Source organism: Nocardioides hwasunensis, from assembly GCF_014779665.1.
In the GTDB taxonomy this organism is placed as follows: Bacteria; Actinomycetota; Actinomycetes; order Propionibacteriales; family Nocardioidaceae; genus Nocardioides; species Nocardioides hwasunensis.
In genome coordinates this window covers 90,939-110,465 of record NZ_JACXYY010000010.1, presented here as the reverse complement: position 1 = coordinate 110,465, position 19,527 = coordinate 90,939, and the positions used below count along the sequence as shown (strand labels likewise).

General features: G+C 71.3%; 18 protein-coding genes. 8 read left to right on the top strand and 10 right to left on the bottom strand.

Annotation, left to right across the window (positions count from 1 at the left end; translation table 11 throughout):
* Positions 1 to 18 precede the first annotated feature (18 nt).
* The 6 genes from IEZ25_RS20650 to IEZ25_RS20625 all read left to right on the top strand — a co-directional run bounded on the left by IEZ25_RS20650 (position 19) and on the right by IEZ25_RS20625 (position 5,886).
* On the top strand, positions 19 to 1,206 hold the full coding sequence (locus tag IEZ25_RS20650) for a thiolase family protein (protein WP_191201365.1): 1,188 nt from the start codon (positions 19 to 21) through the stop codon (positions 1,204 to 1,206).
* Between the two features lie 2 nt (positions 1,207 to 1,208).
* Entirely contained in the window at positions 1,209 to 2,075 is an 867-nt protein-coding gene (locus tag IEZ25_RS20645) for a 3-hydroxyacyl-CoA dehydrogenase family protein (RefSeq protein WP_191201364.1), read from the top strand.
* A 134-nt stretch (positions 2,076 to 2,209) separates the two neighbouring features.
* Positions 2,210 to 2,944 (top strand): FadR/GntR family transcriptional regulator, encoded by a 735-nt coding sequence (locus tag IEZ25_RS20640; protein ID WP_191201363.1) that lies wholly within the window; start codon positions 2,210 to 2,212, stop codon positions 2,942 to 2,944.
* Between the two features lie 81 nt (positions 2,945 to 3,025).
* A complete protein-coding gene (locus IEZ25_RS20635) occupies positions 3,026 to 3,898 on the top strand; it encodes a 3-hydroxybutyryl-CoA dehydrogenase (RefSeq protein ID WP_224749403.1) in 873 nt (290 codons plus the stop codon).
* A 55-nt stretch (positions 3,899 to 3,953) separates the two neighbouring features.
* Complete coding sequence (locus tag IEZ25_RS20630) at positions 3,954 to 5,132, top strand: thiolase family protein (protein ID WP_191201362.1); 1,179 nt, start codon at positions 3,954 to 3,956, stop codon at positions 5,130 to 5,132.
* Between the two features lies 1 nt (position 5,133).
* Entirely contained in the window at positions 5,134 to 5,886 is a 753-nt protein-coding gene (locus tag IEZ25_RS20625) for an enoyl-CoA hydratase/isomerase family protein (RefSeq protein ID WP_191201361.1), read from the top strand.
* 17 nt (positions 5,887 to 5,903) lie between these two features.
* On the opposite strand, the gene IEZ25_RS20620 is transcribed toward IEZ25_RS20625, so the two are convergent.
* Both IEZ25_RS20620 and IEZ25_RS20615 read right to left on the bottom strand, forming a co-directional pair.
* Entirely contained in the window at positions 5,904 to 7,079 is a 1,176-nt protein-coding gene (locus IEZ25_RS20620) for an acyl-CoA dehydrogenase family protein (RefSeq protein ID WP_191201360.1), read from the bottom strand.
* A 53-nt stretch (positions 7,080 to 7,132) separates the two neighbouring features.
* Positions 7,133 to 8,194, bottom strand: coding sequence for a hypothetical protein (locus tag IEZ25_RS20615; protein WP_191201359.1), 1,062 nt, complete (start codon positions 8,192 to 8,194; stop codon positions 7,133 to 7,135).
* A gap of 22 nt (positions 8,195 to 8,216) precedes the next feature.
* Between IEZ25_RS20615 and IEZ25_RS20610 the strand changes: the two genes are divergently transcribed.
* A complete protein-coding gene (locus tag IEZ25_RS20610) occupies positions 8,217 to 8,681 on the top strand; it encodes a VanZ family protein (protein ID WP_191201358.1) in 465 nt (154 codons plus the stop codon).
* Here the strand turns inward: IEZ25_RS20610 and IEZ25_RS20605 are convergent.
* Together IEZ25_RS20605 and IEZ25_RS20600 are read right to left on the bottom strand one after the other, a co-directional pair.
* Positions 8,611 to 8,904, bottom strand: a complete 294-nt coding sequence (locus IEZ25_RS20605) for a PqqD family protein (RefSeq protein ID WP_191201357.1) — start codon at positions 8,902 to 8,904, stop codon at positions 8,611 to 8,613. The genes IEZ25_RS20610 and IEZ25_RS20605 overlap by 71 nt on opposite strands.
* Entirely contained in the window at positions 8,901 to 9,776 is an 876-nt protein-coding gene (locus IEZ25_RS20600) for a nucleotidyltransferase family protein (protein ID WP_191201356.1), read from the bottom strand. The genes IEZ25_RS20605 and IEZ25_RS20600 overlap by 4 nt, the downstream gene beginning before the upstream one ends.
* A 100-nt stretch (positions 9,777 to 9,876) precedes the next feature.
* Here IEZ25_RS20600 and IEZ25_RS20595 point away from each other — a divergent pair, with 100 nt between their 5' ends.
* Positions 9,877 to 11,325 (top strand): polysaccharide biosynthesis tyrosine autokinase, encoded by a 1,449-nt coding sequence (locus IEZ25_RS20595; RefSeq protein ID WP_191201355.1) that lies wholly within the window; start codon positions 9,877 to 9,879, stop codon positions 11,323 to 11,325.
* A gap of 100 nt (positions 11,326 to 11,425) precedes the next feature.
* Here IEZ25_RS20595 and IEZ25_RS20590 read toward each other — a convergent pair whose 3' ends face one another.
* From IEZ25_RS20590 to IEZ25_RS20565, 6 genes are read right to left on the bottom strand one after another with little or no spacing between them, the layout of a single operon-like run.
* The gene (locus IEZ25_RS20590) at positions 11,426 to 12,838 is read right to left on the bottom strand and encodes a sugar transferase (RefSeq protein WP_318152375.1); all 1,413 of its coding nucleotides are present in this window, start codon (positions 12,836 to 12,838) and stop codon (positions 11,426 to 11,428) included.
* 1 nt (position 12,839) lies between these two features.
* On the bottom strand, positions 12,840 to 13,970 hold the full coding sequence (locus tag IEZ25_RS20585) for a glycosyltransferase (protein ID WP_191201354.1): 1,131 nt from the start codon (positions 13,968 to 13,970) through the stop codon (positions 12,840 to 12,842).
* Positions 13,967 to 14,992, bottom strand: a complete 1,026-nt coding sequence (locus IEZ25_RS20580) for a glycosyltransferase family 4 protein (protein ID WP_191201353.1) — start codon at positions 14,990 to 14,992, stop codon at positions 13,967 to 13,969. Before IEZ25_RS20580 ends, IEZ25_RS20585 begins: the two co-directional genes overlap by 4 nt.
* Positions 14,985 to 16,136: an O-antigen ligase family protein gene (locus IEZ25_RS20575; protein WP_191201352.1), complete on the bottom strand. Its 1,152-nt coding sequence runs from the start codon at positions 16,134 to 16,136 to the stop codon at positions 14,985 to 14,987. The genes IEZ25_RS20580 and IEZ25_RS20575 overlap by 8 nt, the downstream gene beginning before the upstream one ends.
* The gene (locus IEZ25_RS20570; RefSeq protein ID WP_191201351.1) at positions 16,133 to 17,230 is read right to left on the bottom strand and encodes a glycosyltransferase; all 1,098 of its coding nucleotides are present in this window, start codon (positions 17,228 to 17,230) and stop codon (positions 16,133 to 16,135) included. The genes IEZ25_RS20575 and IEZ25_RS20570 overlap by 4 nt, the downstream gene beginning before the upstream one ends.
* A complete protein-coding gene (locus tag IEZ25_RS20565; protein ID WP_191201350.1) occupies positions 17,221 to 19,494 on the bottom strand; it encodes an N-acetylneuraminate synthase family protein in 2,274 nt (757 codons plus the stop codon). Before IEZ25_RS20565 ends, IEZ25_RS20570 begins: the two co-directional genes overlap by 10 nt.
* Between the last annotated feature and the right edge of the window lie 33 nt (positions 19,495 to 19,527).

The following is a 19,527-nucleotide window of genomic DNA, read 5'->3' as shown; positions in this document are numbered from 1 at the left end:
GGATCACAGGAGGAACGGATGGAGAACGCCGTCATCGTCGAGGCGGTGCGCACCGGGACCGGCAAGGGCAAGCCCGGCGGCGGGCTGTCGGGCGTGCACGCGGTCGAGCTGCTGCGGCAGACGATCCAGGGACTCGTCGAGCGCTCGGGCATCGACCCGGGTCGCGTCGAGGACGTGATGATCGGCTGCGTCAGCCAAGGTGGCGAGCAGGCGGCCTGCCCCGGCCGGATCGCCTGGCTGGGCGCGGGCTACCCCGCGCACGTGCCGGCGACGACCATCGACCGCAGGTGCGGCTCGAGCCAGCAAGCGGTCCACTTCGCCGCGCAGTCGATCATGTCGGGCTGCCACGACGTCGTGCTCGCAGGTGGCGTGGAGAGCATGAGCCGGGTGCCGATGGGCTCCGCGCGCGGTGACGCCGACGTCTTCGGCCCGTCCGTCCAGGAGCGCTACGCACCGGGACTGACCTCGCAGGGCATCGCGGCCGAGCTGGTCGCGGCCCGGTGGGGGATCTCCCGCGACGAGATGGACGCCTACGCCGTGGAGTCCCACGCGCGCGCCGCCGCGGCCCGCGCCGACGGGCACTTCGCCGCCGAGATCGTGCCGATCGACGTGATGGACGGCACGGGCGCCACGTTCGCGACCGACGAGACCATCCGCGAGGGCACCGACGCCGAGCGGCTGGCCGGTCTGGCCACGATCTTCCGCAACGAGGCCGACGGCTCCCGGTTCCCCGAGATCACCTGGGGTGTCACCGCGGGCAACTCCTCGCAGCTGGCGGACGGCTCGTCCGCAGTGCTCGTCACCAGCGAGAGGGCGGCAGCCGAGCTCGGTCTGCGTCCCAGGGCGCGGATCGTCTCGATGACGGTCGTGGGCGACGATCCGGTCCTGATGCTGTCCGGACCGATCGCGGCGGCCCGGGCGGCGCTGGAGCGGGCGGGGCTGACCATCGACGACATCGACGCCGCCGAGGTCAACGAGGCGTTCGCCTCGGTGCCGCTGGCGTGGCAGCGCGAGCTCGGGATGCCGGGCGAGAAGCTCAACCCCCGCGGCGGGGCGATCGCCCTCGGTCACCCACTAGGCGCGTCCGGCACGCGCCTCCTCACGACACTGCTCCACCACCTCGAGGCGACGGGCGGCCGCTTCGGCCTCCAGGCCATGTGCGAGGGGTCGGGCATGGCCAACGCGACGATCATCGAAAGGCTCTGAACATGACCGACCTGCAGAGGGTCGCCGTCATCGGCGGCGGCGTGATGGGCAACGGCATCGCCCAGCTGAGCGCCATGAAGGGCCACGACGTCCGTCTCGTCGACGTCTCGCAGGAGCGCCTCGACAGCGCGCTGGCCTCGATCGGCACGAGCCTGGACCGCTTCGTGAAGTCCGGCAAGCTCGACGCCGGCGACCGCGCCGACGTGCTCGACCGTCTCCGTACGACGACCTCGGTCGCAGACGCGGTGTCCGACGTCGACCTGGTGGTCGAGGCCGTCCTGGAGCGTCTCGACGTCAAGCAGGCCGTCCTCGCCGAGGTCGTTGCGCATGCGCCCGTCGCTGCCGTGCTCGGCACCAACACCTCGCAGCTCTCCATCACCGCGATCGCGTCCGCGCTGGGCGACGAGGCCCACCGTGTGGTCGGCATGCACTTCTTCAACCCGGCGGTCCTGATGCGGCTCGTCGAGCTGGTCGTCGGGCTGGAGACCTCACCCGAGACCCTCGCCCGCGCCGAGGCGTACGCCGCCTCCCTGGGCAAGGAGACGGTGGTCTGCCGCAAGGACAGCCCCGGGTTCCTGACCTCCCGCTTCTCGGCGATCCTGCGCATGGAGGCACTCCACATGCTCGAGGAGGGGCTGGCGACGCCGGAAGACATCGACAAGGCCGTGAAGCTCGCGTTCAACCACCCGATGGGCCCGCTCGAGCTCGGCGACTTCAACGGCCTCGACACCTACCTCGACGCGCTGACCGGCCTCCACGCCGCTCACGGCGAGCGCTTCCGCCCGCCGGTCGAGCTGAAGAACATGGTGGCGGCCGGCCGCCTCGGCCGGAAGAGCGGTCGGGGGTTCTACGACCACTCGGGCTCGTAGGGACCGGGCCACCTGGGATTGCCGCAGTGGGCCCGGCGGGCGGTCGTGGCGCGCCTGCATCGCCGAAGGGCGCCCATCCGTGCCCATGATTGATAGGTTTGCCCCACTCTCGGAGCATGAAGAGGAGAACGGCGATGAGCGTGAGTTCGAGGCCCCAGAAGACTGCGCTGATCGTGGCCAAGCGCGTCGTCGACGACATCTATCGCGGCGGACAGACGGCCGGTGACCGACTGCCGCCTGAGCGGGTGATGCTCGAGCACTACGGCGTCGGGCGCGGCACCCTGCGCGAGGCGCTGCGCTTCCTGGAGCTCCAGGGCGTGCTCACCCTCAAGCCCGGTCCGGGCGGCGGTCCCGTCATCCAGAAGCCCGACGCGACCTACCTCGCCAACGGCCTGGTCCTGCTGCTGCAGTTCAGCGAGTCGCCGTTCTCGATGATCGTCGAGGCGCGCCGCGACCTCGAGCCGGTCATGGCGCGCCACGCGGCCAGCCGCATGAAGAAGGACTCGCTCGACCAGCTCGGCAACTCGGTCGAGCAGATGCGCGACAACCTCGAGAGCCGTGACATCTTCCTGGCCACCAACCGTGAGTTCCACGAGCTCATCGCGTGGGGCTCGGGCAACGCGATGTACGGCTTCCTGATCGACGCGCTCGTCGACATCGTCGACGGCACCCACATGGGCGTCGACTACCCCGAGCAGCGACGCAAGGCCATTCTCGGTGCCCACGAGCGGATCCTCTCCGCGCTGCAGACCCATGACGGCGACAGCTCATTCGCGGCGATGGAGGAACACATGGGTGAGTTCGTCCGCTACATGCAACGACGCTACTCCGAGGTGCTCCACCAGACCGTCACCTGGGACATCCTCTGACTCTCGCCTGACCGGCGCGGCAGGACGACCACCGTCCACCCGCCTTCGTACTTGTCGTCTAAATCCATTATCATCATTGCTATGGACGATGAACGAGGGATCCGGGACCTGGAGAAGGTCGGAGTGGTCGGGTGCGGGCTCATGGGGGCCGGTATCGCGGAGGTCAGTGCCCGTGCGGGCGCCGAGGTCGTGGTCGTGGAGTCCGACGCAGCCGCCGTCGAGGCCGGACGCGCGCGGCTGCGTCGCTCGCTCGCCCGTGCGGAGGCGAAGGGCAAGATCGACTCGGCCGACGACGCCATGGCGCGGATCCGGCTGGTGACCTCGCTCGACGAGCTCGCCGACCGCGAGCTGGTCATCGAGGCGATCGTCGAGGACGAGGCGGTCAAGGCCGACCTGTTCCAGATGCTCGACAAGGTCGTGGAGTCGCCCGACGCGATCCTGGCATCGAACACCTCCTCGATCCCGATCATGAAGCTCGGCGTGGTCACCTCGCGTCCGCAGCAGGTGGTGGGGATGCACTTCTTCAACCCGGTGCCGGTGCTCCAGCTGGTCGAGATCGCCCCCAGCCTGCTGACCTCGTCGGAGACCACGAGGCGCGCACGCGAGTTCGTCGAGGGCCTGCTCGGCAAACAGGCGATCGACTGCCAGGACCGGGCCGGCTTCGTCGTCAATGCGCTGCTCGTGCCCTTCATCCTCTCCGCGATCCGGATGCTCGAGTCGGGATTCGCGACCGCCGAGGACATCGACCGTGGCCTGGTCCTCGGTGCTGCGCACCCACAGGGCCCGCTCGCGCTCGCCGACCTGATCGGCCTCGACACCACCGCGGCCGTGGCCGACTCGCTCTACGCGGAGTTCAAGGAGCCGTTGTTCGCCGCCCCGCCGCTGCTGGCGCGGATGGTGGACGCCGGCCTGCTGGGCCGCAAGTCCGGTCGAGGCTTCTACACCTACGAGTGAGCGCCTCTCCAGAAGACGTCCGACGACCTGCTTCCAGACCCACCGAGGAGAACGCATGAACAACGACCGGATCGTCGTGCTCGACGGGGCCCGCACCCCCATCGGCAGCTTCGGCGGCGCCTTCAAGGACGTGCCGGGTTTCGAGCTCGGCGCGACCGCCGTCAGAGCCGCGCTCGAGCGCTCCGGCGTCAGCGGTGACGACGTCGAGGAGGTCGTGATGGGGTGCATCGGCCAGGTCGGGCCCGACGCCTACAACGCCCGCCGTGTCGCGGTCGCCGCCGGGCTTCCCGCCAACGTGCCGGCCTACACCGTCAACCGGTTGTGCGGATCGGGTCTCCAGGCCGTCTGGTCGGCCGCGATGGAGATGCGGTGGAACGACCTCGACCTCACCGTCGCAGGGGGCGACGAGTCGATGACGCGGATGCCGTTCTACGACTTCGGCGCCCGCACCGGCTACCGCCTCGGGGACCGCACGCTCGTCGACGGCACCGTGATGATGCTGACCGACCCCTTCCACGGCATCCACATGGGGGTGACCGCGGAGAACGTCGCCGAGAAGTACGGCGTCTCGCGCGCCGAGCAGGACGAGTTCGCCGTCGAGTCGCAGCGCAGGGCTGCGACGCCGGAGGCGAAGGCTGCCTTCGCCGAGGAGATCGTCGAGGTGACCGTCGGTGGCGGCACGCCCGTCGTCGTCACCGAGGACGAGCACCCCAAGCCCGGCACGACGCTGGAGAGGCTCAGCAGCCTCCGCCCGGCGTTCGCGGACGGCGGCACCGTCACCGCGGGCAACGCCTCGGGGATCAACGACGGCGCTGCGGCGCTGGTGCTTGCGCGTGAGACCGCGGTGGCCGAGCGCGGCCTGCAGGCACTGGTGTCGCTCGAGGCCGTGACGACCGCCGCGATGGAGCCGGAGCTGATGGGCTACGCGCCGACCCTCGCACTGCGCGCTCTCTTCGAGCGAACCGGCACCGCGCCGTCTGACATCGGCATCATCGAGCTCAACGAGGCGTTCGCGTCGCAGGCCGTGGCCGTGGTCCGAGACGCCGGGCTCGACCTGGAGAAGGTCAACCCCTACGGCGGTGCGATCGCGCTCGGGCACCCCGTCGGCGCGACCGGCGCCAACCTGACCTTGAGGGTCGCACGCGACATGGTCCGCCGCGACCTCGAGCTCGGGATCGTGACGATGTGCATCGGTGGCGGCCAGGCGCTGGCCGCCCTGTTCCGGAGGGCCTGAGGTGTCGGCGCCGCTCACCTGCTCCGTCGACGCGGGCGTCGCGCACATCGAGCTCAGTCGGCCGCAGGCGGCCAACGCGCTCGACCTGCCCCTCGCCCGTGCGCTGCGTGCGGCGGTGGCCCGGGTCGAGACAGACGACGCGGTGCGTGCCGTGCTGCTGACCGGCGCGGGCAAACGGTTCTGCGCCGGTGGTGACGTCGGATCCTTCGTCGCGGCGACCGACCCGGCGGCGTACCTCCACGAGCTCGCCTCCGAGGCCGACGCGGCCGTGCGGGCCCTCGAGGCCTTGGAGAAGCCCGTCGTCGCGGCCGTGCACGGCGCGGTCGCGGGCGCAGGGCTCGGGGTCATGCTGGCCTGCGACCTGGTGGTCGCCGCCGACGGGACGAAGCTCGCCTTCGCCTATCCCGGCGTCGGGCTCACCCCCGACTGCGGGGTGTCCTACCTCCTGCCGCGAGCGATCGGGTCGCACCGTGCGCTCGCGTTCGCGCTCGGTGGCCGGCCGATCGACGCGACGACCGCGTGTGAGTGGGGGATGGTCACCGAGGTCTCGGACGACGCGCCCGCGCGCGGGCTCGAGCTGGCGCGCGCGCTGGCCGCGGGACCAGCCCTCGCCCTCGGGCGCACGCGCCGTCTCCTACGCACGAGCTGGGACTTCGACCGCGCCACCGTCGGCGCGACCGAGGCCGACACGATCTCCGAGCTGGTCGCCGGACCGGAGGCCCGGACGCTGGTCGAGCGCTTCCTCGGCAGCTAGCAGGAGGCCCGTCGCGGTCAGCCGATCATGCCGGTGTTGTCCTTGGCGAGCGAGCGTGAGATCACCATCCGCTGGATCTGGTTGGTGCCCTCGAAGATCTGCATCACCTTGGCCTCGCGCATGTAGCGCTCGACGGGGAAGTCGCGGGTGTAGCCGTAGCCACCGAGGACCTGGACGGCGTCGGTGGTGACCTTCATGGCGTTGTCGGTGGCGACGAGCTTGGCGACCGACGCCTCGCGCGAGAACGGCAGTCCGGCGTCACGCAGGCGCGCGGCGTGGAGCATGGTCGCGCGGGCAGAGACGATGGCGGCCTCCATGTCGGCGAGCACGAACGCCAGGCCCTGGTGGTCGATGATCTTGGTCCCGAACGTCTCCCGCTCCCGGGCGTAGGCCACCGCCGCGTCGAGGGCGCCCTGGGCGAGCCCGGTCGCGACGGCCGCGATGCCGAGTCGGCCGGAGTCGAGCCCGGCGAGGGCGATCTTGAGGCCCTCGCCCTCGGCGCCGAGACGTCGCTCGACGGGCACCCGGACGTCGTCGAAGCGCATCGTCGCGGTCGCCGAGCCGGTGAGGCCCATCTTGCGCTCGGGCGGGTCGGCGGACAGGCCCTCGGTGTCGGCGGGCACCAGGAAGCAGGAGATGCCTGCCCCACGAGAAGCACCAGCGTCGTCGGAGGTCCGCGCCATCACCTTGTAGAAGTCGGCGTGGCCGCCGTGGGTGGTCCAGGCCTTCGCGCCGTTGATGACGTAGGAGTCGCCGTCGCGGCGCGCGGTCGTACGCATCGCGGCCGGGTCGGAGCCCGCGTGGGCCTCGGAGAGGCAGTAGGCGCCGAGGAGGTCGCCGGAGAGCATGTCGGGCAGCCACTCGGCGCGCTGCTCGTCGGTGCCGTAGGAGGCGAGGCCGAAGCAGGACAAGGCGTGCACGGAGACCCCGACCCCGACCGAGGACCACACGGCGCCGATCTCCTCGAGCACCTGGAGGTAGACCTCGTAGGGCTGCTCGCCGCCGCCGTGCTCCTCGGGATAGGGCAGCGACATCAGGCCGGCCTGGCCGAGCATCGCGAAGACCTCACGCGGGAAGGTCTCCGTCGACTCCGCCTCGGCCGCTCGCGGCGCGAGCTCCTTCGCGCAGATCTCGCGGGTGAGGGCCAGCAGGTCGCGGGCCTCGTCGGTGGGGAGCTGGCGGCGCGCAGTCATGTCGCGCACGTTACCCGCGGGCGCGACGGCCGCTGCCGCGGGGCGAGGTGGCGTCAGGCCGGGGGCCGGACCATCCCCGCCTCGTCCATCACGGCCAGGGCATCGGCGACCAACGTCGCGGCATCGGGGTGGGCGCCCCACAGGGCCTCGACCTCGGCGACCAGGTCCTCGAGTCCGGCGGGCGTGTCGAGCGCCAGCCACAGCACGACACCGAGCCCGGCGAGCACGTGCACGCGGTCGCCGATCATCAGCACCAGCTCGTCGTCGTACTCGACGGCGTCGTGCCAGGGGGCACGGCCCCAGGTGCCCGGGGCCGGGGCGACGACGTTCGCGACGCCGGGATGGTGGAGGCGGGCCGGCGGTGGCTGCCCCTCCTGGTCGAGCAGGTCGAGCAGCGTGGCCAGCCAGTCCTCGAACTCGCGGTAGCGCAGGCTCCAGACACCACCGCACGCGTCGATCGCGTCGGCCAGCCGCCGGATCGGGTGCTCGAGCTGCACCAGCGAGGAGGTCTGCTCCACGATCTCGGCGATCGCGTGGGCGGGCGCCAGCGGCACCAGTCCGTCGTCGTCCTCGCCGCGGTGGAGCATCACGATCCGGTGCAGGTAGGCCTCCTCGGGAGGCACGGCCAGGCCGAGGTCGTCGGGGGAGAGTGACGTCTTCGTGAGCGGCACCAGCGGGTCGGTGATGACCGACAGCGGCTTGGCGTGCGCGTGGACGCCGAGGCGCTCGTCGACCGAGGTCGTCTCGTCGGAGAGGTAGCCGAGCCGGGAGGCGAGCATCTTGATCGCGGTGGTCTTCCCCGAACCGGACGGCCCGATCACCGACAGCGTGCGTCCCTGGTCGTCTGCCACGGCACCGGCGTGCAGGTTGATCCGCCGGCCTGCGGTCGCGTCCAGCGCGGCCATCGTGACCCGCGTGGTGATCGCGTAGTCGCGCGCGACGTCGTCCGCGTCCTGCAGCTCGGCGAGGTCGAGGACGGTGACGGGCTTCTCGTCCGTGAGGGCGCGGCTCCACTGGCGTCGCAGCCGTGCCGCATCGCCCGCGGTGGCCGGGATGCCGACGGCCACGCCGAGGACTCTCACCACGACCTCGGTGGGCTCGTCCTCGTCAGTCACGCACCCACCCTATGGTGGCGGCGTGGGCTGGTGGCGCGATCGACGAGGTGTGGTCGCCCTCGCAGCGGCGTACGTCGTCGCGCTGGTCGTGCTCGTCGTCGGTCCGTGGGGCTGGGCGCTGAACCGGATGACGGTGTGGTTCTACGTGCAGCTGCGCTACCGGTGGCCGATCGCGCCGGACTGGGCGCTGCCCGAGCACTACGGCGTGCTGCTCAACGTGGTGCTCTTCGTGCCGATGGGCGCGCTGCTCGTGCTCGTGCTGCGCCGGCCGTGGTGGTGGGTGAGCGCCCTCGCCGCCTCGGCGTCCGCGGCCATCGAGCTGGTCCAGGGCATGTGGCTCGCGCGAGAGGGGACCTGGCTCGACGTCGTCGCCAACACCCTGGGCGCGCTGGTGGGCTCGGTGGGTGCGGCCGCGGTCAGCGGTCTTCTTCGTCGGCGAGCCGGATCACCACCAGCTGGTCCACCAGGTCGGCCACGTCGTCCCTGATCAGGTCCGCGTCGGTGTCGGACAGCTCCGCCGCCCGCACGGTGATGTCCTCCAGCGTCCCGCCCTCGGCCAGCGCCAGCCAGACGATGCACCCCGACCCCTCCAGCAGGATCGGCGGGCCGCCGGGCACCCGGGTCATGTAGGCCACGGGCACGTCGCCGCCGTCGAGGTCGTCCTGACTGACCCAGGCGACGTCGTCGGCGATGCGGAAGTGCATGGTCATGACCGCCTCACCCGTGCCTCCACCTCGCCGGCCGCCTTGCGCCAGCGCTCGCGCTGCTTGGCGCGGACCTCCTCGCGGGTGGGGGGACGCCCGAGCTCCATGCGGAGATGGTCCTGGTTGACCCGCATCGCGGCGGTGAGCAGGTGGGTCTTCGCTCGTGCGCCCCGCGCCGCGGCCCAGCGCGCGCGCCACTCGTCCATGCGGCTCCCGCCCTCGACGAAGTGTCGCCACAGGAGGTACGTCGGGTGGCCGCGGTGCTGCTCGAGCTCTCCGATGCCGGCGGCGAGCGCCACCTCGGCGCCGAGCTCTGCGGCCAAGGCCCGCACGTCGTCCTGCTCGGCGGTGTCGGCGGCACCCCACGCATGCTCGACGTCGGTCGTGCCGCCCGAGCGCGCGGAGTGCAGCACGAGGATCAGCCGCTGTGCGGTGGCGTTGGGCACCGGGCAGGGCCGATGGGCGATGTCGCGCTGGACGAGGTCGCGCGAGAACACCTCGAAGGCCAGCTCCGGCTCGATGGTGACACCGGGCCAGTGCAGGTGCACGTCCACCCAGCCCCAGTCGTCGTGCCACCAGTTGGCCGCGTGCGCGAACACCGAGCCCGTGGCGAAGGTCGTGCGCTGCTCCCACCCGATCGACTCGAGCGCGGTGACCAGCAGCGGCAGGTGGCTGGGTCGCACGAGCACGTCGACGTCGCTGGAGTGACGGCCGGGCTCACGGAGGCCGGGCAGCACGGCGGGGCCCTTCAGGTGCAGCACATCGATGCCGCCTCGGTCGGCGAGCTGCTGCACGACGGCGTGGGAGAGGTGGACGCGCGCGGCGACTGGGATGTGGCCGAGCTCGTCCTCGGCCAGCTCCTCGCTCGTCGGGTCCACGCCCACCTCCTCACCACGGTGCTGTGCTGCCACCATCGTGCCAGCAGGCGTGTCGTTCATTCCGCTGGCGGGCCGTCGCGGACGCCCTAGACTCGGGCGCATGACTTTCGGGGACTTCGTCCGGCTGAGCCGTGCCTACGTGTGGGTGCTGATCGGCTGCACGATCCTCGGTGCGTTGCTGATGATGGCCAAGACCACCCGCGAGCCGGTGCTCTACTCGGCGACGTCGTCGGGGCTGGTGCGGGTCGGCAACGCGACCACGGCGGGCGAGGAGCAGGGCAACGCCCAGCTCGCGGAGGACAAGGCCAACCTCTACGCCTTCCTCGTCTCGACGACTCCCGTCGCGCAGGAGGTCGTCGACGAGCTCAGCCTCGACGTCCCCCCCGAGGCGATCGCCGGCCGGTTCTCCGCGTCGGTCGACGCCAGCGTCAACGCGCTGACCGTCAGCGCCATCGGCAGCACGCCCGTCGAGGCTCGCGACCTGGCCAATGCGGTGGTCGACGCCGTGGTGGTCGTCGCCCAGCAGATCGAGACCGGCGAGGACAACCCCAAGACGCCCGCCCTGACCCGGATCGTCCCGCTCTCGCAGGCCCAGCTGCCGGGAGCGCCGTTCACCCCGGACTACCGCAGCGCGGCGATGAAGGGGGCCGCCGGCGGCCTGGGCCTGTGCTACGCGTTCCTCGTCGCACGCCGCCTCATCGACCGCCGGATCCGCTCGGCCAAGCACGTCGAGGAGGCCACCGGCGCCGCGGTGCTCGGCATCATCCCCAAGGAGGACGCCCTCGGGCGTGCCCACCGCGGGGTGCGCGGAGACCTGGGTCGCGCGGCGGAGTCCTTCCGTCAGCTGCGCACCAACCTGCGCTTCGTCGACGTCGACAACGAGCCACGTCGCATCGTGGTGACCTCCGCCCTCGCCGGCGAGGGCAAGTCGACCGTCTCGGCCAACGTCGCGCGCCTCATGGCCCAGGCCGGCACGCCGGTGCTGCTCGTCGACGCCGACCTGCGTCGACCGCAGATCGCCTCGACCTTCGAGATCGACGGCGCGCTCGGGCTCACCCAGGCGCTCGCAGGTGACGTCGACATCCGCGAGGTCATCCTCGAGTCCGGCATGGACAACCTGAGCCTGTTGCCGGCGGGCCGGATCCCGCCCAACCCGAGCGAGCTCCTCGGCTCCCTGCGGATGAAGCAGTTCGTCGAGGACCTGTCGCACGACTACTTCGTCATCCTCGATGCGCCGCCGCTGCTGCCGGTCACCGACGCCGGCCTGCTGTCGGCCTTCTGCGACGGTGCCCTGCTCGTGCAGGCGGCCGGCAAGACCCAGATCGAGCAGAGCGAGCACTGTCGCCGGATCCTCGACCAGGTCGGCAGCCGGCTGCTCGGCGTCGTGCTCAACAAGGCGCCCGTGAAGGGCGCGGCCGCCATCGCCTACGGCGGCGGTGGCTACGGCGGCTACGGCTACGGCGGCTACAAGTCGGAGTACACCTCCCGCGAGGCCTACTCGACGGCCGGCAAGGGCCGCCGTCGGCTGGCCAAGCTCGGCCGGTCCTGAGCGGCTCCCGAGGCTGCCGGTGGCCTCGGTCGCGACACGCTCGTTCCTCGCTGCTCGACCAGCGGCAGTCCGCTCGTTGCTCGACCAGCGGTGGGCGTGATCAGTAGGCGCCGCGGCTGGCCAGCACGGCGGTGACGGTGCGCGCCAGGATCAGCAGGTCCTGCACCATCGACCAGTTGTCGACGTAGTAGAGGTCCAGCCGGACGGTGTCCTCCCACGAGAGGTCGGAGCGGCCCGAGACCTGCCAGAGGCCGGTCATCCCGGGCAGGACGTTGAGCCGGCGCAGCATGTCGTCCTCGTACTGCTCGACCTCCGAGGCCAGCGGCGGGCGCGGACCGACGAGGCTCATCTCGCCGCGTACGACGTTCCAGAGCTGGGGCAGCTCGTCGAGCGAGAAGCGCCTGATGAACTTGCCCGGCTTGGTCACGCGAGGGTCGTCGGCAGCCTTGAAGAGCACGTGGTCGCGAGCCTCCAGCTCGGCGAGGCGCGCCTCGGCGTCGACGTGCATCGAGCGGAGCTTGAGGCAGGTGAACTCGACCCCCTCGCGGCCGACGCGGGTCTGCCGGAAGAGCGCGGGACCACCGTCGTACCTCTTGACCCACAGCATCACGGCGAGCAGGAGCGGCCAGACCAGGGCGAGGATCACCAGCGCGCCGACGAGGTCGAAGGCGCGCTTCGCGTCGTTGGTGGCCAGCTGGGAGCGCGAGCGACCCAGGTGCATCAGCGGCAGACCGGCGACCGGCCGGATCCGGACCCGCTCGCTGGACACGTCGGTGACGTTCGGCGCCACGATGATCTGCACGTGCTGGTGGTCCTCGAGGTCCCAGGCGAGCCGCCGCAGCTGGGTCGAGGAGCTCACTGCCCCGGCGGTGAAGAAGACGATGTCGGGGGCGTGCTCGTCGACGGCGGCCCGGACGTCGTCGATGACGCCGAGCACCGGGATGCCCGCAGACGTGCGCTCCAGGCCGGCGTAGTCGCTCGGCACCAGGCAGCCGATGACGGAGTAGCCGAGCCACGACTCGCGGGCGAGGACGGTGTGGATCTCGCCGATGTAGCCGGGTGTGCCGACGAGCAGCACCTTCTCGTTGAAGTGCCCGGCGCTGCGCAGTCGCTGGATGATCCGCCGCGAGACCAGCCTGCCGACCAGCAGGAGCAGCACGCCGATCGGGAAGTAGAGGATGAAGAAGCCGCGCGAGAGCGGGTACTGCATGAGGTAGGCCATGGTCGCGACGAGTGCGCCGGTGAAGAAGGAGGCGTTGACGACGAGCTTGAACTCCTCGGTGCCCGCGCCGAAGACGTGGCGCTCGTAGGTGCCGAAGAAGGCGAGCAGCACCAGCCAGGTCGCACCGAAGAAGACGCTCGCCAGCGCGGTGTTGTCGAGGACGTCGGTCGCGGTGTCGAAGACGGCGAGGGTCAGGCGGAAGTTGATCGCGAGCACCGTCGTGAGTGCGATCATCACGAGGTCGCCGGCGCCGATCAGCCACGGCAGCAGCCGGATGCCCTCGGGACGCACCTCAGCCCACCGTCCCTTCCTCGAACGCGATCGTGCGGATCCTGTCGATGAAGCGGGCCTCGCCGAACTCGTCGGCCCGCGCCAGCAGTCTGTCAGCGTCCCAGTCGTGCTGGTCGGAAATCGCCAGCGCGCTCGCGATCTGGTCAGGATCGGGACGGTCGAAGAAGACCCCGGTCTCGCCCTCGAGGACGGTCTCCAGGAAGCCGCCGCCGCGCAACGCGACCACCGGGACGGCGAAGGCGGCGGCCTCGAGAGGCGTCAGCCCGAAGTCCTCGTGGCTGGCGGCCACCAGCACGCCGGCATCGGCGTACGCCGCGCGGAGCTGGGCGTCGCTGAGGCCGCCCAGGAGCCGGACGTTGTCGGGCAGGGTGGCGCGCAACCGCGCCTCCTCCGGCCCGCGGCCGATCACGACGAGGCGGCGGTCGGTGCCGCGCACGGCCTCGATCACGGCGTCGACGTTCTTGTAGGGGAGCAGGCGCGAGACGACGAGGGCGTAGCCCGGCTCCCAGTCGGCGAGCTCGGGGACGGGCTCGCGCGGCGCTGATGCGTCCATGCCGTGCGGAGGCGGCAGCAGCTCGGCGTCGCGGGCGTAGGTCGACCTGATGCGCTGCTGCACGACGCGGCTGTTGGCGAGGTAGACGTCGACCCGGTCGGCGCGGCTGCGGTCCCACTTCTTGAGGAAGGGCCGCAGGGCCAGGAGCGGCGGCCCGATCGGCGAGCGCCAGGCGGTGCCGCCGAGGTACTCGTCCGTCTGGTAGAGCCAGCGGGCGGGGTTGTGGCAGTAGACGACCGTCCGGGTCCCCTCGCTGGTGTCGAAGCCGTGCGCCCAGCCGCTGCTCGAGGCGACCACGACGTCGGCGTCGATGCGCATCCGCGACGCGGCGGGTGCGAGCAGCGGCAGCGCCAGTCGGTGGTCGCGCCGGAGCGGCCCGATGTGGTTGAGCGGCGAGGTGTGGATGTCGGCGTCGCGGAACTCCGGGTAGGTGCCGTCGGCGTCGTACAGCGTGGTGTGGACACGCGCCTCGGGGAACGCCTTCATCAACGTCAGCACGACACGCTCGGCACCACCGCGCTGGGTGAGGTAGTCGTGCGCGATCGCCACCCTCGGCTGGGCGTCCAGTGGGGTGCTCATGTCACCCCCAGCTCGTCGAGGAGCCGCGCCACCCGCTGTCGCCCGGCCTCGGGGGAGTACATCGACTCCCACCGCCGGCGTGCCCGGTCGGTCGCGGCGCGCACGTCGTCCGCCGGCGTGGCGAGCGCCTCGGCGATCACCCGGGCGAGGTCGTCGACGTCACCGCTCCGGGCGACCCACGGGTGGTCGGGACCAGCGACCTCGGGCAGGGCGCCCGCGTCGGAGACGACGAAGGGAACGCCCGCGGCCATGGCCTCGGCGACGACGAGGCCGAAGGACTCCGCGACCCGGCTCGGGAACACCGCGAGGTCGACCTGCGCGAAGAATTCGTCAGGGACCACCCGGCCCAGCCGACGCACGCGGTCGCCGAGCGACTCCAGTGCCTCCGTCACGGGGACTCGCTGCTCGTCGAGCACCCACCGGTCGTCGCCAGCGACGACCAGCTCCAGGTCGGCGTGCGTCACGCTCGACGCGAGGGCGTGAGCGACCAGGTCGGTCCCCTTGTCCGTGGACAGCCGGCCGAGGAAGCCGACGCGGCCCCGGCGCTCGGGTCGGTTCGCGATGTCCACCGCGCCGGTCCAGTTGGCGAAGACCTCGGACCGGCGCACCTGCGAGGAGAGGTACGCCGACGGAGTGAGGACGCGCCCGGACCCCCGTCGAGCGACGGCGAGGGCGGCCCACTGGGATCGGCTGCGGGGCAGCTGGTGCAGGTGCACGATGCGCCGTGCGTGTCCGGACGTCGCGAGCGCCGGAACCAACCCGTGGCACCACAGCACGCCGGTGCGTTCGGCGCGATCCCATGCGCGGAGCCGCTGCAGGTAGTCGCGTCGACCGTCGGCGCGGATCGCGACGACATCGGCACCGATCGTCGTCGCCGCGTCGAGAACGTCGGAGGGGACGTCGGGAGCGACCACGGTCACCGGCCGCCCCCGCGCGACGATGGCCTCGGCGGTCCGGACGAGCATCTGCTCGCCGCCGCCGAGGTCGGGGTTGTTGGCGGCGAGGTACACGCGCTCAGCCATCGGGGGAGCTCTCGTTGCGATGCAGTCGCTGGCCCAGGGCGAAGCCGACCACGATCGCCATCGGGACATCGAGCAGGACCTCGCCGAGCGTGGTGGCCATGACGGCCACGGCGATGATCGAGGCCTGCACCCCTGCGGCCTTGATGTCACCGTTGCGAGCTTGCTTGGAGAGCAGCAGGAAGGCCACCACCATGAGCCCGAGCACCAGGAGGAGCGCTCCCCAGCCGCCCTCCTGCCGGGTCGCGAGGTAGCTGTTGTGGAAGAAGAACTCGAGGTCGCGGATGTTGACCTTCGCGGTGCCCGGACCGTGGCCGTACCACGGCATGTCGGAGATCTGGACCCGCTCCTGGGCGATGATCCGGTTGCGCAGGGCGTCGCTGCCCGATCGGTCGGAGAACGGACCGAAGGTGGTCAGGCTCTTGGGGATGTTGTCGACGATCCAGACCAGCCCGAAGGCCATGGCGGCACCCCCAGCGATACCGAGCCTGCGGCCCAGCAGCACCCAGACCACGGCGAACGCGCCGGCCAGGAGACCCGTCCGCGAGTAGGTGAGCACCAGACCGCCGAGGATGGGTGCGGCGACGGCGAGCCGCACCTTCCATCGGTCGTCGCAGAAGAAGACCGCGAGGATTCCGAGCACGGCGATGAAGTAGGCACCCGCGTTGGGGTCGCCGAGGAAGCCCGTCAGTCGTCCTGGGTAGTAGTCGCCGCCGATGCCGACAGTCGCCAACCCCATGACCACGACGAGGCTGGCAGCGAGGCCGAGACCGGCTGAGCGCAGCGAGATCCGGCCGGTGCCGAAGACCCAGATCAGGCCCGCCATGATCACCAGGTGCCCTATCCGGCGGGACCAGTCGACCTGGTTCGCAAGGCCGGAGTAGAGCAGGAGTGCCAGCAGGGCGCCGACGAACACCACGACGAGCGTCGGCAGCTTCGCGCCGCCACGGGCCGGGCGCATCGCAGCCAGCGCGACGAGCAGGCCCATGCAGACCTCGTTGAGCGGAAACGGCCCGGCCGTCTCGGTGCGGAGCACCAGAGTGGCCATCAGGACGAAGTCGGTGATCCGGATCTCCCGGTCCGCCTCGTCGGCGCGGTCGACCGTCTTGTCAGGGAGGTTCCACGGTGAGTCGATGCGCCGGCTCACGAGCGACCTCCGCTCTGGTCGTAGACGGCGGCGATCCGGTCGCACATGTCGGCCACGCTCGGCCAGGCATCGAGCCCGGGCCGGGCGTCGAGATCGAGCCCCTGCGTCTCCAAGGCCCTCGCCACGGCTGTCGCGTCGTCGGCCTCGACGAGCGCTGCCGGCGGCAGGATCTCCGGGTTGCCGCCGACGTCGCTGGCGACGACGCCCATCCCCCGGGAGGCGGCGTCCAGCAGGGCGTAGGAGCAGTTCTCCCAGACCGAGAGCATCGCCAGCACGTCGTGCTCGGCCATCGCTGCGTCGGGGTCGACGAAGCCGGGCAACCGGACCACCTCGTCGAGCCCCAGCCGGGCGACCTGCGACCGGAGCGCGGCCTCCTCCGGCCCGACCCCGGCCAGCGTCAGTCGCGCCCCCGGGTGGCTGCGGTGCAGCTCGGCGAAGCCGTCGAGGAGCAGTGGGAGACGCTTCTCCGGCGAGAGTCGGGCCAGCGACAGGATCCGCAGCCCGGTCGTGCACCCGTTCGCCGGTTGAGGCGCGAGCGGAGCGAGCCTGGAAACCCGGTCGACGCCGTTGTGGATCACGGCGACCGACATCGGGGGACGCCACTTCTCCACCATCGCCTCGGCCGTGGCCCGGCTGACGGCGATCGCAGCGTCGAAGCGCCGCAGTCGAGCGGTGTGGGCGGCAGCCATCACGCGGGTCTTGGCGCCGGAGCGGTGGTAGACGACGTCGTCGCGGGCGATGCCGTGCTCGGTCGTCGCGAGCCGCGGCTGCCGACCGGCGGCGAGCGCCACGACGATGTCGGCGTAGGCCAGGTGGCTGTGCACGACCGCGGGCCGCTCACGTCGTACGACGTCGCGCAGCGCCGCGGACGAGGCCCGCAGGCCGTGGTCCGGGCCGAACGGCGCCACGTGCACGAACGCACCGAGCCCACGCAGCCGGGTGGGCAGCGCCCCGGGCGGGGTCAGGAAGACGAGCCGCCAGCCGGGGATCCCGTTGCGAGCGACGTCGAGCACGTGGCGGGCGACCCCGGCCAGGTCGCTGACCGGCACCACCCACAACGCCGTCCGTGGAGAGCTGGGCTGGGTCAGAACCATTGCTCCAACCGCTCGAGGGCGATCCAGAAGCCCTCGCCGTCGTTGACGTGGCCCTGCCAGATCTCCGGGATGAAGCTGACGCCGGGCGACATCGCGTCCAGCTGCTGGGCCAGGACCGCCCAGTCGATCTCGCCGTCGCCGACCTGGACGCCCTCGCCGTCGACGCCGGTCGCGTCGACGAGGTGGAGGTGCTCGGTGTGCGGCGCGAGGAGGTCGGTCGCGTCGGCGAACGTCATGCCGAGGTAGTTGGCCGACAGCTTGGAGTGCGAGACGTCGAAGCAGAGCCGGCGGTCGTAGCGCGCGGCGAACTCGGCGGTGTCGCGCGGGTCGACGAAGAGGTTGCAGTAGAGCTGGCCGCCCATGTACCAGGGATACGGCGGCAGCGTCTGCGCGCAGAGTCGCACACCGGAGTCGTCGACCCGGGCGAGACCGTCGGCGACGCGGGCGTACATCGCCTCACGTTCGGCGGGGGTGACGAAGGCGTCGGTGGTGAAGCCGCCGAGGCTGGCCACGATCACCGGGCCCGCGGACTCACCCTTGGCATCGGCGTGCCGGGTGAAGTGCTGCTGCATCTCCCGTGTGGTGTCGACGACCCGCTGGAGCTCGGCGATCGAGCGCTCCCAGTGCGCGTCGTCGGTGGAGGCGAGGTTGAGCAGAAAGTCGCCCGCGAACAGGTCGGGGGAGTGGGTGGTGAAGCCCATCGGCAGCCCACCGTCGTACGTCGCGAAGACGTCGGCGACCGGCAGGTCGAGGTCCTTGTAGGAGAAGTGGAACTCGAGGAAGTCCGGGGTGGTGTCCTTCGTCATCGCGTCGATGTCGTGGTAGCGCACGGCCAGGCCCCACGGGCGTCGGAAGTCGTAGGCGCGACCCTTCGGCGCGGCGTCGCCGAGGTCGGTGGCGTAGAAGAAGTCGCCCGCGTCGAGCGCGCGGGTGGTCGTGCGCCCGACGAGCTTGTCGTACGCATTGGGCTGGAGGCCGCGGCCGGGGCTCTTGATGTCGATGTCGGCATCGGCGAGCACCTCGCCGACCTCGATGCGTCGTGCGGCGACGAGCGACTTGGCGAGGTTGACGCGGTTCATCATCTCGCCGGTGGACACCGCGCGCGGTGCGTTGGTGCCGAGCGCCTCCTCGACCTCGCGGACGCGCTGAACCATCTCCTTGAACTCGCCGGGCAGCAGGCTGACCTTGTGGTCGTTGCCCTCGAGGCCGCGGTCGACGGTGAAGTGCTTCTCGATGATGCGCGCGCCGAGGGCCACGGCGGCGACCGGCACGTGGAAGCCGCGCTCGTGCCCGGAGTAGCCGACCGGTGCCTGCGTGAGCTCGGCAAGCCGGGTCAGGTAGGCGAGGTTGATGTCCTTGAAGGGAGCCGGGTAGGTCGACTGGCAGTGCAGGAACGCGTGGGCGACCCCGGTGCTGCGGACGACCTCGACGGTCTCGCGGATCTCGCCCTCGGTGGACATCCCCGTCGAGATCACCATCGGCGTGCCGCTGGCCGCCATGTGGCGCAGCAGCGCGTGGTTGGTCATGTCGGCCGAGGCGACCTTGAGCGAGGTGATGCCGTAGTCGACGAGCCGGTCCACGCTGACCGGGTCCCACGCCGTGCACATCACGTCGATGCCGACGTCGCTGCAGTGGTCGAAGACCTCGAAGAGCCCGTCGGCGTCGAGGTTGTACTTGGCGAGCAGGTCGAGGGTGTACTGCGGGCCGAGGTCCTCCCCGCCCGATCCTGACGAGCCCTGGCGGTAGAGCGAGTCCATGTCGCGCAGCTGGAACTTCACGATGTCCGCGCCGGCCTCGACAGACAGGTCGACCAGCTGCTTGGCGAGCGAGACGTCGCCCTGGTGGTTGATGCCGATCTCGGAGATCAGGAGCGCAGGTGCGTCCGGCGCGACGACGTGGTTGCCGATGCGGAGCTCGTCGGCGCGGTTGATCGCGATCGCGACGAGGTGACCGCGCTCGTCGACCAGCGCGACGTGGTCGATCCCCGAGCCGAAGGCGTGGGCGATCTCGGCCGGGCTGCTGCCGATGGGCAGGCTGCGCGGCGAGGTGTTGGCGGCGTCGAGCGCGGGGACGTCGGTCGTGAGGCTCGCCGCGCTGCTGACCCAGCGCCGGAAGTCACCGTCGGACAGCACGCCGTCGAGGTGGCCGTGGGAGTCGACGAGGAAGATCACCCGGGCCTTGTTGGCGGTGATCTTCTCCAGGGCGCGCAGGACCGGGTCGCCCGAGTAGACGACGTACGGCGTGAGGTCACGCTCGATGATCAAGGCACGTGCCTTCCGTCAAGAAAACGTATGGCC